This window comes from Citrobacter sp. CK194, from assembly GCF_030333395.1.
GTDB lineage: Bacteria > Pseudomonadota > Gammaproteobacteria > Enterobacterales > Enterobacteriaceae > Citrobacter_B > Citrobacter_B koseri.
The window spans coordinates 89510-106305 of sequence record NZ_JAOWGA010000015.1 but is presented as its reverse complement, the minus strand read 5'-3'; the positions used below and the strand labels follow the sequence as shown (position 1 = coordinate 106305).

Here is a 16796-nt window from a genome sequence, read left to right as displayed (position 1 = left end):
GATGCTTATCAGGCCCACCAATAACGTGAATCATCAGGCCGGATAACGCATCGCCGCCATCCGGCAAACAAAACAGAGTTTAAATGTTGGGTGCTGAGTCACCCTTTTTTTTGCGTAATACAGGAGTAAGCGCAGATGTTCCAATATTTACCAGGAGTAAGATAAAGCATTGGCTATTCTTTAAGGGTGTCTTAATACCGGAGGTATTAAGCCTTAGCCTGAAGGTGGGACGGGGCAGAGAGGATGCACATTGGTGCTGCGCCGTTCAGGTCAAAGAAGTGTCACAACCTGATGTCGAAGATCAGTTGGAAGGGGTGACACCATAAAACAGGAAGACAGCCATGTCCGATCGTATCGATAGAGACGTGATTAACGCGCTAATTGCGGGCCATTTTGCGGACCCTTTTTCCGTACTTGGTATGCACCAAACCACCGCGGGACTGGAAGTCCGCGCCCTATTGCCTGATGCCACCGAAGTGTGGGTGATTGAACCGAAAACCGGACGTAAAGTCGGCAAACTGGAATGTATCGACTCACGCGGTTTTTTTAGCGGTGTGCTCCCCCGACGCAAAAATTTCTTTCGCTATCAGCTCGCTGTTGTCTGGCATGGACAGCAGAATCTGATTGACGATCCTTACCGTTTTGGCCCGCTGATCCAGGAAATGGATGCCTGGTTGCTGTCTGAAGGCACGCATTTACGCCCGTATGAAACGCTGGGCGCACATGCCGACACAATGGACGGCGTTACTGGAACCCGTTTTTCCGTCTGGGCGCCGAATGCCCAGCGCGTCTCCGTCGTTGGGCAATTCAACTACTGGGATGGTCGCCGCCACCCGATGCGCCTGCGCAAAGAGAGCGGTATCTGGGAGCTGTTTATTCCCGGCGCGCAACACGGTCAATTGTACAAGTTCGAGATGATCGATGCGCATGGCAAGCTGAGAATCAAAGCCGACCCGTATGCGTTTGAAGCGCAAATGCGCCCGGAAACGGCCTCGCTGATCTGCGGTCTACCGGAAAAAGTGGTGCAGACGGAAGAGCGCAAACAAGCCAACCGGTTCGATGCGCCTGTCTCCATCTATGAAGTGCATCTGGGCTCGTGGCGTCGTCATACCGATAACAATTTCTGGCTGAGCTACCGCGAACTGGCGGATCAGCTTATTCCATACGTAAAATGGATGGGCTTTACCCACCTCGAACTGCTTCCTGTTAATGAACATCCCTTTGATGGCAGCTGGGGCTACCAGCCGACCGGGCTGTATGCGCCGACCCGCCGTTTCGGCACGCGCGATGACTTCCGCTATTTCATCAATGCCGCTCATCAGGCGGGTCTGAACGTCATTCTTGACTGGGTGCCGGGCCACTTCCCGTCGGATGATTTTGGTCTGGCGGATTTCGACGGCACCAAACTGTATGAGCACAGCGACCCGCGCGAAGGGTATCACCAGGACTGGAACACGCTTATCTATAACTACGGGCGCCGTGAAGTCAGCAACTATCTGGTCGGGAACGCGCTTTACTGGATTGAGCGTTTCGGCATTGATGCGCTGCGTGTAGACGCCGTGGCGTCGATGATTTACCGCGACTACAGCCGCAAAGAAGGCGAGTGGATCCCCAACGAGTTCGGCGGGCGTGAGAACCTGGAAGCCATTGAGTTCTTACGCAATACCAACCGTATTCTGGGCGAGCAGGTGCCTGGCGCGGTGAGCATGGCCGAGGAGTCCACTGACTTCGCTGGCGTGTCCCGACCACAGGATATGGGCGGACTGGGTTTCTGGTACAAATGGAACCTGGGCTGGATGCATGACACGCTGGACTACATGAAGCTGGACCCGGTTCATCGCCAGTATCATCACGATAAGCTGACCTTCGGCATGCTCTACAACTACACCGAAAACTTTGTCCTGCCGCTGTCGCATGACGAAGTGGTGCATGGCAAAAAATCGATTCTCGACCGTATGCCTGGCGACGCCTGGCAGAAATTCGCCAACCTGCGCGCCTATTACGGCTGGATGTGGGCGTTCCCCGGTAAGAAACTGCTGTTTATGGGCAACGAGTTCGCCCAGGGGCGCGAGTGGAACCACGACGCCAGCCTTGACTGGCATCTGCTGGAAGGCGGCGACAACTGGCACCACGGCGTACAGCGGCTGGTGCGCGATCTCAACCATACCTATCGCCACCATAAAGCGCTGCATGAACTTGATTTTGACGCTTACGGTTTTGAATGGCTGGTGGTGGATGATAACGAACGTTCGGTGCTGATTTTTGTCCGCCGCGATAAAGTCGGCAATGAAATCATCGTCGCCAGCAACTTTACCCCGGTGCCGCGCCATGACTATCGTTTTGGCATCAATCAGCCAGGGAAATGGCGGGAGATTGTGAATACCGACTCCATGCACTACCACGGCAGCAATACCGGCAACGGCGGGGTGGTGCACAGCGACGAGATCGCCAGCCACGGCCGCCAGCACTCATTGAGTCTGACGCTGCCGCCGCTGGCCACCATCTGGCTTGTGCGGGAGGGTGAATGACGCAACTGGCAACCGGCAAAGCGACACCGCATGGCGCGACGTATGACGGTCATGGCGTCAACTTCACGCTTTTTTCGGCGCATGCGGAGCGCGTTGAACTGTGCGTGTTTGATGCGCTCGGCAATGAGCAGCGGTATGACCTGCCGGGGCGCAGCGGCGATGTCTGGCACGGCTATCTTGCCGACGCCAGACCCGGCCTGCGCTACGGGTATCGCGTACACGGCCCGTGGCAACCCGCGCAAGGGCACCGCTTTAACCCGGCAAAACTGCTTATCGATCCCTGCGCTCGCCGCGTTGAAGGAGAGCTGAAGGATAACCCGCTGCTGCACGGCGGGTACGACGAGCCGGATCATCGTGATAATGCCGCCGTTGCCCTGAAATGCGTTGTCACTGCCGACCGCTATGACTGGGAAGATGATGCCCCGCCGCGCACGCCGTGGGGCAACACGGTCATCTACGAAGCGCATGTGAAGGGGCTGACGTACCTGCATCCGGCGATCCCGTCAGAGATTCGCGGCACCTGGAAGGCGCTGGGCCATCCGGTGATGATCGCGTATTTCAAGCAGTTGGGCATTACCGCGCTGGAGCTGTTGCCGGTGGCGCATTTTGCCAGTGAACCGCGCTTACAGCGCCTGGGGCTGTCGAATTACTGGGGCTATAACCCGGTGGCGATGTTCGCGCTGCATCCGGCTTATGCCTGCTCCCCGGAAACGGCGCTGGATGAGTTTCGCGATGCCATCAAAGCGCTGCATAAAGCCGGTATTGAAGTCATTCTTGATATTGTGCTGAACCATAGCGCGGAGCTGGATCTCGACGGGCCGCTCTTCTCCCTGCGCGGAATCGACAACCGTAGCTATTATTGGATCAAGGAGGATGGCGATTACCACAACTGGACCGGCTGCGGCAACACCCTCAATCTGAGCCATCCCGGTGTGGTGGAGTTTGCGTGCGAGTGCCTGCGCTACTGGGTTGAAACATGCCATGTGGACGGTTTTCGTTTTGATCTGGCCTCCGTGATGGGGCGCACCCCGGCGTTCCGTCAGGATGCGCCGCTGTTTACCGCCATCAACAATTGCCCGGTATTGTCGAGCGTGAAGCTTATTGCTGAGCCCTGGGATATCGGCGAAGGCGGCTATCAGGTGGGGAATTTCCCGCCGCCGTTTGCCGAGTGGAACGACCATTTCCGTGACGCGGCCCGCCGCTTCTGGTTGCAACGCAATCTGCCCCTCGGCGAGTTTGCCGGACGTTTCGCCGGTTCCAGCGATGTGTTTAAACGCCACGATCGCCTGCCCAATGCGTCCGTCAATCTGATCACCGCGCATGACGGTTTTACGCTGCGCGACTGTGTTTGTTTCAATCAGAAACACAATGAGGCGAACGGTGAGGAAAATCGGGACGGCACCAACAACAATTACAGTGATAATCATGGTAAAGAGGGATTAGGCGGCACGCTGGATCTGATTGAACGGCGGCGCGACAGCATTCATGCCCTGCTGACCACGTTGTTGCTCTCTCAGGGAACGCCGATGCTGCTGGCGGGCGATGAACACGGCCATAGCCAGCACGGCAACAATAACGCTTACTGCCAGGATAACGCATTAACCTGGCTGGACTGGCAGCAGGCAAACAGTGGGCTAACCACCTTTACCGCTGCATTGATTCATCTTCGCCAGCAGATACCGGCATTAGTGGGAAATCGCTGGTGGGAAGAAAATGACGGCAATGTTCGTTGGCTGAATAAAAATGCAGAGCCCTTAAGCGCGGGCGAGTGGGAAAACGGGCCGAAACAGATGCAGATCCTGCTTTCAGACCGCTTCCTTATCGCGATAAACGCCACGCTTGAGGTGACAGATATCGTTTTACCTGAAGGGGAGTGGCACGCTATTCCCCCATTCGCTGGAGAGGATAATCCGGTGATTACGGCTGTCTGGCAGGGACCTGCGCACGGACTGTGTGTGTTCCAGAGATGATAAAAAAGGAGTTAGTCATGGTGAGTTTAGAGAAGAACGATCGTGTAATGTTGGCGCGCCAGCTGCCATTAAAATCTGTTGCCCTGATCCTGGCCGGTGGCCGTGGTACACGCCTGAAAGATTTAACCAACAAACGTGCCAAACCTGCCGTGCACTTTGGCGGTAAGTTCCGCATCATCGATTTTGCCTTATCCAACTGTATTAACTCCGGGATCCGCCGTATTGGCGTGATCACGCAATACCAGTCTCATACTCTGGTACAGCATATTCAGCGCGGCTGGTCATTCTTCAGCGAAGAGATGAACGAATTCGTCGATCTGCTTCCCGCCCAGCAAAGGATGCAGGGTGAAAACTGGTATCGTGGAACGGCGGATGCCGTGACCCAGAACCTGGACATCATTCGTCGCTATAAAGCGGAATATGTGGTGATCCTCGCGGGCGATCATATCTACAAGCAGGACTACTCGCGCATGCTGATCGACCACTTCGAAAAAGGAGCGCGCTGCACCGTGGCGTGTATGCCGGTGCCGATTGAAGAGGCCACCGCGTTTGGCGTGATGGCGGTGGACGAGGGCGACAAGATCATCGAGTTTGTTGAAAAACCGGCGAATCCGCCAGCCATGCCTGGCGACGCGACGAAATCTCTCGCCAGCATGGGGATCTACATTTTCAACGCCGATTATCTGTATGAGTTGCTGGAGGAGGACGACAAAGACGACACCTCCAGCCACGATTTCGGTAAAGATATCATCCCAAAAATCACCAAAGCCGGTATGGCATATGCGCATCCATTCCCGCTGTCCTGCGTGCAGTCCGATCCCGAATCTGAACCTTACTGGCGCGATGTGGGTACGCTGGAAGCCTACTGGAAAGCCAACCTCGACCTGGCCTCGGTGACGCCGGAACTCGACATGTATGATCAGGACTGGCCGATCCGCACGCACATGGAGTCTCTGCCGCCTGCGAAATTTGTTCAGGATCGCTCCGGCAGCCACGGCATGACGCTCAACTCGCTGGTCTCCGGCGGGTGCATTATATCCGGTTCGGTGGTGGTGCAGTCCGTCCTGTTCCCGCGCGTGAGGGTGAACTCATTCTGTAACATCGATTCGGCAGTCCTGCTGCCAGAGGTCTGGGTTGGACGCTCATGCCGCTTGCGTCGTTGCATCATCGATCGCGCCTGTGTAATCCCGGAAGGTATGGTGATTGGTGAAAACGCGGAAGAAGATGCCCGTCGTTTCTACCGTTCAGAGGAAGGCATTGTGCTGGTCACGCGTGAAATGCTGCGCAAATTGCAGGTCAAACAGGAGCGATAATGCAGGTTTTACATGTATGTTCAGAGATGTTCCCCCTGCTAAAAACAGGTGGTCTGGCGGATGTGATTGGCGCGTTGCCTGCGGCACAGATTGCGGATGGTGTGGATGCTCGTGTGCTGCTTCCTGCATTTCCTGATATTCGTCGGGGTATCCCGGATGCGCAGGTAGTGACCCGGCGCGATACCTTTGCGGGAAGAATTACGCTCCTGTTCGGGCATTATAACGGCGTGGGAATCTACCTGATTGATGCGCCGCATCTGTATGACCGTCCGGGAAGCCCTTATCACGATACGAATTTATTCGCCTATACCGATAACGTCCTGCGGTTTGCGCTGTTGGGATGGGTGGGATGTGAAATGGCCTGCGGGCTTGATCCATTCTGGCGCCCGGATGTGGTGCATGCGCACGACTGGCATGCAGGCCTGGCGCCTGCGTATCTGGCTGCGCGCGGGCGTCCGGCGAAATCGGTGTTTACCGTACACAACCTGGCCTATCAAGGCATGTTTTATGCACATCACATGGATGACATCCAACTGCCACGGTCGTTCTATAACATGCATGGTCTGGAGTTTAACGGGCAGATTTCATTCCTGAAGGCGGGGTTGTATTACGCCGACCATATTACGGCTGTGAGCCCGACCTATGCGCGTGAAATTACCGAGCCGCAGTTCGCGTACGGGATGGAAGGCCTGCTGCGTCAGCGTCATCAGGAAGGGCGCCTGTCCGGCGTGCTGAATGGCGTGGATGAGAAAATCTGGAGCCCGGAAACGGATCTGCTGCTGGCGGCGCGCTATACGCGTGATTCGCTGGAGGAGAAAGCGGAGAACAAGCGCCAGCTACAGATTGCGATGGGGCTGAAAGTGGATGACAAAGCGCCGCTGTTCGCCGTGGTCAGCCGTCTGACCAGCCAGAAAGGGCTGGATCTGGTGCTGGAGGCGTTGCCGGGATTGCTGGAGCAGGGCGGGCAACTGGCGCTGCTGGGCGCGGGCGATCCGGTATTGCAGGAGGGATTTTTAGCGGCGGCGGCGGAACACCCTGGTCAGGTGGGCGTGCAGATCGGCTATCACGAAGCCTTCTCTCACCGCATCATGGGCGGGGCGGATGTCATTCTGGTGCCCAGCCGCTTTGAGCCGTGCGGCTTAACGCAGTTATACGGACTGAAGTACGGCACGCTGCCGTTGGTGCGGCGTACCGGTGGGCTTGCTGATACGGTGTCGGACAGTTCGCTGGAAAATCTGGCGGACGGCATCGCCAGTGGGTTTGTATTTGAAGATAGTAATGCCTGGTCTCTGTTACGGGCGATCCGGCGTGCTTTCGTGTTGTGGTCCCGACCTTCGCTCTGGCGGTTTGTGCAACGGCAGGCTATGGCCATGGATTTTAGCTGGCAAGTCGCGGCGAAGTCTTACCGCGAGCTTTACTATCGCTTGAAATAGTTATCCAGGAATCACCTATATGAATGCTCCATTTACTTATGCATCGCCCACTCTTAGCGTAGAAGCGCTCAAGCATTCTATTGCCTACAAACTGATGTTCACGATTGGTAAAGATCCGGTCATTGCCAATAAACATGAATGGCTGAACGCCACGCTGTTTGCGGTGCGCGATCGCCTCGTGGAACGCTGGCTGCGTTCTAACCGTGCTCAACTGTCGCAGGAAACCCGTCAGGTCTATTACCTGTCGATGGAATTTTTGATTGGCCGAACCCTCTCCAATGCTTTGTTATCGTTGGGTATTTACGACGATGTTAAAGGGGCGCTGGAAGCGATGGGGCTGGATCTCGAAGAACTGATTGATGAAGAGAACGACCCCGGTCTTGGCAACGGCGGTCTTGGCCGTCTGGCAGCGTGCTTCCTCGATTCGCTGGCGACCCTGGGTCTGCCGGGGCGCGGCTATGGAATTCGCTACGACTACGGCATGTTCAAGCAGAACATTGTCGAGGGGCGGCAGAAAGAGTCCCCGGACTACTGGCTGGAATACGGCAATCCGTGGGAATTCAAACGCCATAATACGCGCTACAAAGTGCGTTTCGGCGGGCGAATTCAGCAGGAAGGCAAGAAAGCCCGCTGGATTGAAACCGAAGAGATTCTGGCGGTGGCCTATGACCAGATTATCCCGGGTTATGATACCGACGCCACCAACACGCTGCGCCTGTGGAGCGCTCAGGCCAGTAGCGAAATCAACCTTGGTAAATTTAACCAGGGCGACTATTTCGCGGCGGTAGAGGACAAAAACCACTCTGAAAACGTATCCCGCGTACTTTACCCGGATGACTCCACCTATTCGGGGCGCGAGCTGCGCCTGCGTCAGGAGTACTTCCTGGTTTCCTCAACGGTACAGGACATTCTGAGCCGCCACTACCAGCTGCATAAAACCTATGACAACCTGGCGGATAAAATCGCCATTCACCTCAATGATACCCACCCGGTGCTGTCGATCCCGGAACTGATGCGCTTGTTGATTGATGAGCACAAATTCAGCTGGGACGATGCGTTTGAGGTGTGCTGCCAGGTCTTCTCCTACACCAACCACACGCTGATGAGCGAAGCGCTGGAAACCTGGCCGGTGGATATGCTGGGTAAAATCCTGCCGCGTCATTTGCAGATCATCTTTGAGATTAACGACTATTTCCTGAAAACGTTGCAGGAGCAGTATCCCAACGATACCGCTCTGCTGGGGCGGGCGTCGATTATCGATGAGTCCAACGGTCGTCGCGTCCGTATGGCGTGGCTGGCGGTAGTGGTGAGCCATAAAGTGAATGGCGTATCGGAGCTGCACTCTAACCTGATGGTGCAGTCGCTGTTTGCTGATTTTGCGAGTATCTTCCCGACCCGCTTTTGCAACGTGACCAACGGCGTGACGCCGCGCCGCTGGCTGGCGCTGGCGAACCCGTCGCTTTCTGAGGTGCTGGACGAAAATATCGGGCGCACCTGGCGTACGGATCTCAGCCAGCTAAGCGAACTACAGCAGCATTGCGATTTCCCGCTGGTGAATCACGCGGTGCGCCAGGCGAAGCTGGAAAACAAAAAACGGCTGGCAATACTCATCGCTCAGCAGTTGAACGTGGTGGTCAATCCGAAGGCGTTGTTTGATGTGCAGATTAAACGTATTCACGAGTACAAACGTCAGTTGATGAATGTGCTGCATGTGATTACGCGTTATAACCGCATCAAGGAAGATCCTGAGGCGGAATGGGTGCCGCGCGTGAATATCTTTGCCGGTAAGGCGGCTTCGGCTTATTACATGGCGAAGCACATTATTCACCTGATCAATGACGTTGCTAAGGTGATCAACAACGATCCGCAGATTGGCGATAAGCTGAAAGTGGTGTTTATCCCGAACTACAGCGTGAGCCTGGCGCAGGTCATTATTCCTGCCGCCGACCTGTCTGAGCAGATTTCGCTGGCGGGTACGGAGGCGTCTGGCACCAGTAACATGAAGTTTGCGCTTAACGGCGCGCTGACCATCGGTACGCTGGACGGCGCAAACGTCGAGATGCTGGAGCATGTGGGGGCGGAGAATATCTTTATCTTTGGCAATACGGCGGAAGAGGTGGAAGAACTGCGCAAGCAGGGCTATAAACCGCACGAGTATTACGAAAAAGATGCGGAGCTGCACCAGGTGCTGACGCAGATCGGTAGCGGCGTGTTCAGCCCGGAAGAGCCGGGGCGCTACCGTGATCTGGTGGATTCGTTGATTAACTTTGGCGACCACTATCAGGTGCTGGCGGATTATCGTAGCTATGTTGATTGCCAGGATAAGGTGGATGAATTGTATCGTCATTCCGAAGAGTGGACCGCGAAAGCGATGCTCAATATCGCCAATATGGGGTATTTCTCTTCCGACAGGACGATCAAGGAGTATGCCGAAAATATCTGGCACATTGATTCAGTAAGGCTGTAACAAGGGACAGGACTACCTGTAGGCCGGATAAGACGTTAGCCGCCATCCGGCAAAAGGCCCGGTGGCGCTGACGCTTACCGGGCCTGTGGACTGTTTTGTAGGCCGGATAAGGCGTAGCCGCCATCCGGTATTGTCATTACGACGCCAGCGACAACTGACGTTTGCCAATATATTCCGCCAGCCACTGGCTCACGCGGGACTGCTGCTCGGCGTTGAGCCACATCCCTTCTTTGGTGCGGCGCCACAACGCGTCGTCCGCACGACGTACCCATTCGTGATCCACCAGATACTTCAGCTCCGCTTCGTAAAGTTCGTGACCGAAATCTTCACCTAACTCGGCAACGGAGGTGGCTTCGCCGAGTATCCACTCGGTATTGCTGCCGTAGGTACGGGAATAATGACGCGCCAGCGACTCCGTCAGGAACGGATAGCGGCGGCGCAGTTTGGCCGCGTAATCTTCACGATCGCCGCCGATATCCCCGCCAGGAAGCACGCACTCTTTAGTCCAGGCCGGGCCAATGCCCTGGTAATAGGACGACAGTTTTTCCATCGCGTGTTCGGCCAGCTTACGATAAGTGGTCAGCTTACCGCCGAATACCGACAGCAGCGGCGCTTTGCCGTTTTCATCGTGGATATCCAGCGTGTAGTCACGGGTGATCGCCTGCGGAGAATCGGACTCGTCATCGCACAGCGGACGCACGCCGGAGTAGGTCCAGACGATATCGTCGCGGCCCAGTTGTTTCTTGAAGTGCGCGTTATAGACTTTCAGCAGGTAATTGATTTCGCTTTCATCAATTTTCACTGCTTTCGGATCGCCTTTGTACTCCACGTCAGTGGTGCCGATGATTGAGAACTCATCCATCCACGGAATCACAAATACGATACGCTTATCTTCGTTTTGCAGGATATAAGCCTGCTTCTGCGTATGCACGCGCGGCACCACAATGTGGCTGCCTTTGATCAGACGAATGCCGTAGGGTGAAGGCAGGTGCATACCGTCGTCGAAGAACTGTTTTACCCACGGCCCCGTGGCGTTGACCAAACCACGCGCCTGCCAGGTGTGCTTTTTACCGGTATCGATATCTTCCGCTTCTACGATCCACAGACCGTTTTCACGACGGGCAGAGGTCGCTCGGGTACGGGTTAACACTTCCCCGCCTTTACGCACCACCATTTGGGCGTTTGCCAGAACCAGACGCGCATCGTCTACCCAGCAGTCAGAATATTCGAAACCGCGCACGATCTCCGGTTTCAGCACCGAATCTGCGCCAAAACGCAAACCGGTTGAACCGGGCAGACTGGTGCGTTTGCCCAGATGATCGTACATAAACAGACCAATTCGGATCATCCATGCCGGGCGCAGGTGCGGGCGGTGAGGCAGGCGGAAGCGCATCGGGAAGGCGATGTGCGGCGCCATTTTCAGCAGCACTTCACGTTCGGCCAGCGCTTCGCTGACCAGGCGGAATTCGTAGTGTTCAAGGTAGCGCAAGCCACCGTGAATTAATTTAGAGCTGGCGGAAGAGGTTGCACAGGCCAAATCCTGCGCTTCCAGCATGAGCACGGATAAACCACGTCCGGCGGCGTCTGCCGCGATACCCGCACCGTTAATGCCCCCGCCTATCACAATCAGATCTTTGGTTTCCATGCTACCCTCTTGCACTTTCGTTAAAGCTCAAAAATGTTCGTTATCGAGCATAATAGCAAAAAAACGAGCTGGTGGTAACATCGAAAAAACATTTTAGAGTGATACATATAACATTATGGCGTTTACTTACCCCGGCGACGTACACTGAACGGTAAAATAGCCATCTGCATATAAAGCCTGCATATAAAAGAAAGAGAGACTCATGGATCAGTTTGAATGTATTAATGTTGAAGAAGCTCACCAGAAACTGCACCAGGGAACGGCGGTGCTGGTGGATATCCGCGATCCGCAAAGCTATGCGATGGGCCACACGCCGCAGGCGTTCCATCTGACCAACGATACGCTGGGCGCGTTTATGCGCGACCATGATTTCGATACCGTGGTGATGGTGATGTGCTATCACGGCAATAGCAGCAAAGGCGCGGCACAGTACCTGCTACAACAGGGTTATGACGCGGTTTACAGTATTGATGGCGGGTTTGATGCCTGGCACCGCCATTTCCCCTCAGAGGTGGCATTTGGCGCTTAAGCCCACAAAGATGCAGCCTGAAGCCGGAAGGGCCTATATACTGTCCTCTTTTGTGTGGACTAAGCGACAGCAACAATGTTGATGATTACCTCTTTTGCTAACCCCCGCGTGGCGCAGGCATTTGTTGATTACATGGCGACGCAGGGCGTTATCCTGACGATTCAACAACATCATCAAAGCGATGTCTGGCTGGCGGACGAATCTCAGGCCGAGCGCGTGCGGGCGGAGCTGGCGCGCTTTCTGGAAAATCCCGCCGATCCGCGTTATCTGGCGGCAAGCTGGCAGTCCGGTCATACCGGCAGCGGGCTGCACTATCGCCGTTTCCCGTTTATCGCCACATTGCGCGAGAGGGCGGGCCCGGTCACCTGGCTTATTATGATCGCCTGTATCCTGGTGTTCGTTGCGATGAGCATCGTCGGCGCGCAGAGCGTCATGGTGTGGCTGGCGTGGCCATTTGATCCGTCACTGAAATTTGAGTTCTGGCGCTATTTCACCCATGCGTTTATGCACTTCTCGTTAATGCATATCCTCTTCAACCTGTTGTGGTGGTGGTATATCGGCGGGGCGGTGGAAAAGCGTCTGGGCAGCGGAAAACTGATCGTTATTACCGTCATCAGCGCATTGCTGAGCGGTTATGTACAGCAGAAGTTCAGCGGCCCGTGGTTTGGTGGGCTTTCCGGCGTGGTTTACGCGCTGATGGGCTACGCCTGGCTACGTGGTGAACGCGATCCGCAAAGCGGCATATATCTACAGCGTGGGCTTATTGCTTTTGCGTTGATCTGGATTGTTGCCGGGTGGTTTGATGTGTTTGGCATGTCGATGGCGAACGGTGCGCACATCGCCGGGCTGGCCGTGGGGCTGGCGATGGCATTTGCTGACACGGTGAATGCGCGAAAACGAACATGATTGGGGTTGCGCCGGATGGCGGCGAAACGCCTTATCCGGCCTACTAAAAATGCACGGTCGGTAGGCCGGATAAAACGCCAGGCGTCGCCATCCGGCAAAATTCCAGGGAATAACAATGAAACAGACACAACGTCATGACGCTATCATCGAACTGGTAAAAAAGCAGGGATACGTCAGCACTGAAGAACTGGTGGAACATTTCTCCGTCAGCCCACAAACCATCCGTCGGGATCTCAACGACCTGGCGGAGCAGAATATGATCCTGCGCCACCACGGCGGCGCGGCGTTGCCTTCCAGCTCGGTAAACACGCCGTGGCACGATCGTAAAGCGACGCAAACGGCGGAGAAGGAACGTATTGCGCGGAAAGTCGCCACGCAAATCCCCAACGGTTCAACGCTGTTTATCGATATCGGCACGACGCCGGAAGCGGTGGCGCATGCCTTGTTGGATCACAGTAACCTGCGCATTGTGACCAACAATCTCAACGTGGCGAACACGCTGATGGTGAAAGAGGATTTTCGCATTATTCTCGCTGGCGGTGAGCTTCGCAGCCGTGACGGCGGCATTATTGGCGAAGCGACGCTCGATTTCATCTCTCAATTCCGCCTGGATTTTGGCATTCTGGGGATCAGCGGTATCGACAGCGACGGGTCGCTGCTGGAATTTGATTATCACGAAGTACGCACGAAACGCGCGATTATTGAAAATTCACGTCATGTGATGCTGGTTGTGGATCACTCTAAGTTTGGTCGTAATGCGATGGTGAATATGGGCAGCATTAGCCTGGTGGATGCCGTCTATACCGATATGACGCCGCCAGCAGGGGTATTGCAGGTGCTTACCGACCACCATATTCAGTTAGAGTTGTGCTGATCGTGATTGTAGGCCCGGTAAGCGTAAGCGCCACCGGGCAATCATCACACCCCGTACCCCATCATTTTCAAAAGCCTCTGCGCATGTTGTACGGCGTCCTGACGATGCGCGACGCCGAGCTTCTGATATAAATTGCGAATATGCGTTTTGATGGTTGTGGCCGCAACCGCCAGCTCGCCAGCGATTTGCTCGTTGCTGTAGCCGGAATAGATCAGTCCCAGAACCTGCCACTCACGCTGCGTTAGCGGGCTGGTGCGGATCAGCTCCGGTACGTCCGGGTGATTTAACAGCCGCTCCACAAAGCCTTCGTCAAAATGGGCGAACTTATGTCGATGGTGCTGGTTAATTTCCCGCAGGATGCGCTGTGCGCGATGTTGTTCAAGCTCCGGCAGCGTATTCAACTGAATCAACTGACGCAGTTGCTGCGCCATCGCTTCGCCTTCAATCACAAAGTGGCTGATGAAACCGGTACGGTTCGCCAGTTGCAGCGCATCAAGCAACACCCGCTGGGCGTCGTTTTTACGTCCGGCCTGCCAGTACAGTTGATTAAGCAACAGCAGGTTACGGTTAAGATCGCTCATTAAACGCAGGCTACGGGCGTTCTCGTTTAGCTCTTCCAGCACAATCTCTGCGGATTCAAACTCACCCAGCAGGATCTGCGCCCTGGCGATATTACGCCACTGGCCTTGCAGGAAGTGGTTGTTGGCAAATTCTGGTTTCGGCGTATGACGCAGCCAGTTGGCGGCGGACTTCTTATCGCCCGTCATCTGCCAGTAAATCACGCGAACCTTATCGGCATTGGAAATCCAGTCGCTGTGATACTGGCCGTTGCCCAGCAGGTTCTCCAGACGGTTCAACTGCGTGCGGGCATTATCCAGATCGCCGCGCGCCAGCGAGCACTGCACCAGCAGCGCCAGACACTGCAATTGCTGCTGCGGCTGGAATGCGGAAAGCACATCAATACCGCTGCGGGCGGAGGCTTCCGCTTCGTCAAGACGCGCCCATGCCCACAGAAGCTGCGCGCGAATGCGCATCAGGAACTCGTGCATCGGCAACTGTTCGAGATGTTGCTCTTTAATCAGCTGGAACGCTTTCTCCTGGGTTTCCCAGGCGGCCTGCAAAAAGCCCTGGGCGAAGAGAATTTCACTTTGTTGGAGCAGGCTCCAGAGGGCGTAATGCCAGACGTCATGATGACGCGACATTTGCTCAGTTTGCTGCATCAGCGACAGTGAACGGGAGAGATCGCCTTTACAGTGCAGCACTTCGCCGTGTACGGAGGTGGCGACAATACGGCTGTAAAACCAGGCGATCGGCAGCTCATCCAGCGCCAGTTTTGCCAGCCGTTCCGCTTCATCCGGGTTGCCGTCATTAATCGCGACCTGAGCGCGCAGGGCGTTGAATTCCGCATGCAGCGTACCGTCCATCATGCCCTGAATTTCTTGCTCAGCGCGCGCCAGCAGGGTATTCACTTCGCTGTAGCGGTGCTGGCTTTGCATCAGCCATGCCTGCAACAGAACCAGCCGCGGGTTTTCCAGCAAACTTTCCCACGGCAGGGCCTTTAACGACTCTTCCAGCAGCGCCAGCTCACTGTGGTTAAACAGCCCCCACGCATGATTCAGCAGGATATCGCGCAGCATATGCGCATCGCCCGCCGCCAGGGCATGGTGAATGGCTTCGCTGGGGAAACCTTGCGCCATCCAGCTTTCGGCGGCAGCGCGGTGGATATCCGGCAGCTCGGTCGCCAGTTCCCACTGGCAACGCTGACGCAGGAAACTGCCAAACAGCGGGTGATAGCTGAACCATTCGCCCGTATCGTCCATGCGTTGCAGGAACAGCCCCTGACGCTCAATCTCCTCCAGACGCATCTGCCCGTTCTCTTCGCCCGTCACGCGCACGATCAGCGCATCGTTCATCGAACGCAGGATGGCGCTTTTCAGCAGAAAATGTCGGGTACTCACGTCCACGTTGTCCAGCACTTCATCGACCAGGTAATCAGACAGATGGCTGGCGTTGATTCCCGCCAGGCGTCGCGCAGACTGGTGCGCGGAGTTATTGTTCTGGCGGGCGGAAAGGGCGATAAGCTGTAGCGCGGTTGCCCAACCGGCGACGTCGTCGCACATCCGGCTGCTCTCGGCGGCTTCGATAGGCGAGGACAGACGACGGTCAAAGAACTGTTTTGCTTCCTGATGGTTAAAGGCTAATTGCTGGCTGCCGATTTCCAGCAGCTGATCGCGAACGCGCAGATTAGCGATGCCGAGCTGCGGTAAATTACGCGACAGCACGACCAGCGTGAGATTTTCGGGTTGATGACGCAGGAAAAAGCGCATCGCGTCGTGGATCACCGGGTTTGTGATCAGATGGTAATCATCAATGACCAGATAAAGCGGGCGATGCCACTCAGCCAACTCAATAAAGAGTTGCGCGAAAAGGGAGGTCAGGCTGACGTACTGGCGTTTTTGCACCATGACTTCACTGGTGGAGCAATGCCCGCCCGTTGCCTGCTGAAGCGCGGCAATTAAATAACTGGCGAATCGCTCCTGCTGGTTGTCGCCTTCATCCAGCGAGAACCAGCCTAACTCGTTTTTCCCGGCTGCCCACTGTGAAACAAGCGTGGTTTTCCCATAGCCCGCAGGGCTTGTTACCAGGGCCAGCCTGAAATTGTTCGCGCCGGAAAGTTTAGCCAACAGGCGCTCACGAACCACCGTATGGTCGAGTCGAACCGGACGACTTAATTTAGACGGAATCAACATAGTAATCACTTCACTGTGAGGAAATGGGGAAATGCGATTTTTTTTGCGCTTCGTAATTAATAGATATAAGGTCGGACAGAAACCGGTTTAATGCAAGCTATGCAAGTTTTTTGTGTGTCTGAATTTGCACTCTGTCACAATTCTAAATATCCATTGCAAGAAACGGTTTAGCACGGTCTGAGTGTGCGTGGAGACTGGGATGGTGCCCGATCCTGCCTGCCCCAAATAATGCCGTTTCCTCTGTGTGGTTACTGTACTTTTTAATGAAAGTCAGGAAGTAATGAACTCAGGGAATTATTCAGGAACGGAAATAACTGAATGGGTTTGATATTTCAGGTTAGAAACTATTTCCGCATTTACATATTCACTTTCAATAAACCG

General features: G+C 55.3%; 10 protein-coding genes. 8 read left to right on the top strand and 2 right to left on the bottom strand.

Translation table 11 applies throughout. The features are described 5' to 3' along the window. Positions 1-341: 341 nt before the first annotated feature. Genes glgB through glgP form a run of 5 tightly spaced genes read left to right on the top strand, consistent with a single transcriptional unit; the run spans position 342 to position 9711 of the window. Positions 342-2528: a 1,4-alpha-glucan branching enzyme gene (glgB, locus tag OGX80_RS05970; RefSeq protein ID WP_058668214.1), complete on the top strand. Its 2187-nt coding sequence runs from the start codon at positions 342-344 to the stop codon at positions 2526-2528. Continuing rightward, entirely contained in the window at positions 2525-4498 is a 1974-nt protein-coding gene (gene glgX / locus OGX80_RS05965) for a glycogen debranching protein GlgX (protein ID WP_047460642.1), read from the top strand. Before glgB ends, glgX begins: the two co-directional genes overlap by 4 nt. 17 nt (positions 4499-4515) lie before the next feature. After that, positions 4516-5811 carry a glucose-1-phosphate adenylyltransferase gene (gene glgC / locus OGX80_RS05960; protein ID WP_058668212.1) on the top strand — a complete coding sequence of 432 codons (1296 nt, stop codon included), beginning with the start codon at positions 4516-4518 and terminating at the stop codon, positions 5809-5811. After that, complete coding sequence (gene glgA, locus OGX80_RS05955) at positions 5811-7244, top strand: glycogen synthase GlgA (protein ID WP_115181030.1); 1434 nt, start codon at positions 5811-5813, stop codon at positions 7242-7244. The genes glgC and glgA overlap by 1 nt, the downstream gene beginning before the upstream one ends. Before the next feature lie 19 nt (positions 7245-7263). After that, positions 7264-9711, top strand: coding sequence for a glycogen phosphorylase (gene glgP / locus OGX80_RS05950; protein WP_115181031.1), 2448 nt, complete (start codon positions 7264-7266; stop codon positions 9709-9711). Between the two features lie 136 nt (positions 9712-9847). Here glgP and glpD read toward each other — a convergent pair whose 3' ends face one another. Then, positions 9848-11356: a glycerol-3-phosphate dehydrogenase gene (gene glpD / locus OGX80_RS05945; RefSeq protein WP_012135531.1), complete on the bottom strand. Its 1509-nt coding sequence runs from the start codon at positions 11354-11356 to the stop codon at positions 9848-9850. Between the two features lie 202 nt (positions 11357-11558). On the opposite strand from glpD, the gene glpE reads away from it, so the two are divergent. The 3 genes from glpE (at position 11559) to OGX80_RS05930 (ending at position 13665) form a co-directional block, all read left to right on the top strand. Next, a complete protein-coding gene (gene glpE, locus OGX80_RS05940) occupies positions 11559-11885 on the top strand; it encodes a thiosulfate sulfurtransferase GlpE (protein WP_012135529.1) in 327 nt (108 codons plus the stop codon). Between the two features lie 75 nt (positions 11886-11960). Continuing rightward, a complete protein-coding gene (gene glpG / locus OGX80_RS05935) occupies positions 11961-12791 on the top strand; it encodes a rhomboid family intramembrane serine protease GlpG (protein WP_049011819.1) in 831 nt (276 codons plus the stop codon). 115 nt (positions 12792-12906) lie between these two features. Then, complete coding sequence (locus OGX80_RS05930) at positions 12907-13665, top strand: DeoR/GlpR family transcriptional regulator (RefSeq protein WP_012135527.1); 759 nt, start codon at positions 12907-12909, stop codon at positions 13663-13665. Between the two features lie 44 nt (positions 13666-13709). Here OGX80_RS05930 and malT read toward each other — a convergent pair whose 3' ends face one another. Further along, positions 13710-16415, bottom strand: a complete 2706-nt coding sequence (malT, locus tag OGX80_RS05925; protein WP_012135526.1) for an HTH-type transcriptional regulator MalT — start codon at positions 16413-16415, stop codon at positions 13710-13712. Positions 16416-16796: the final 381 nt, after the last annotated feature.

What these genes read in the sequence shown, in the direction of transcription:
- glgB (WP_058668214.1), top strand. Translation starts at nt 342, where the DNA reads ATGTCCGATCGTATCGATAGAGACGTGATTAACGCGCTAATTGCGGGC.
- glgX (WP_047460642.1), top strand. Translation starts at nt 2,525, where the DNA reads ATGACGCAACTGGCAACCGGCAAAGCGACACCGCATGGCGCGACGTAT.
- glgC (WP_058668212.1), top strand. Translation starts at nt 4,516, where the DNA reads ATGGTGAGTTTAGAGAAGAACGATCGTGTAATGTTGGCGCGCCAGCTG.
- glgA (WP_115181030.1), top strand. Translation starts at nt 5,811, where the DNA reads ATGCAGGTTTTACATGTATGTTCAGAGATGTTCCCCCTGCTAAAAACA.
- glgP (WP_115181031.1), top strand. Translation starts at nt 7,264, where the DNA reads ATGAATGCTCCATTTACTTATGCATCGCCCACTCTTAGCGTAGAAGCG.
- glpD (WP_012135531.1), bottom strand. Translation starts at nt 11,356, where the DNA reads ATGGAAACCAAAGATCTGATTGTGATAGGCGGGGGCATTAACGGTGCG.
- glpE (WP_012135529.1), top strand. Translation starts at nt 11,559, where the DNA reads ATGGATCAGTTTGAATGTATTAATGTTGAAGAAGCTCACCAGAAACTG.
- glpG (WP_049011819.1), top strand. Translation starts at nt 11,961, where the DNA reads ATGTTGATGATTACCTCTTTTGCTAACCCCCGCGTGGCGCAGGCATTT.
- OGX80_RS05930 (WP_012135527.1), top strand. Translation starts at nt 12,907, where the DNA reads ATGAAACAGACACAACGTCATGACGCTATCATCGAACTGGTAAAAAAG.
- malT (WP_012135526.1), bottom strand. Translation starts at nt 16,415, where the DNA reads ATGTTGATTCCGTCTAAATTAAGTCGTCCGGTTCGACTCGACCATACG.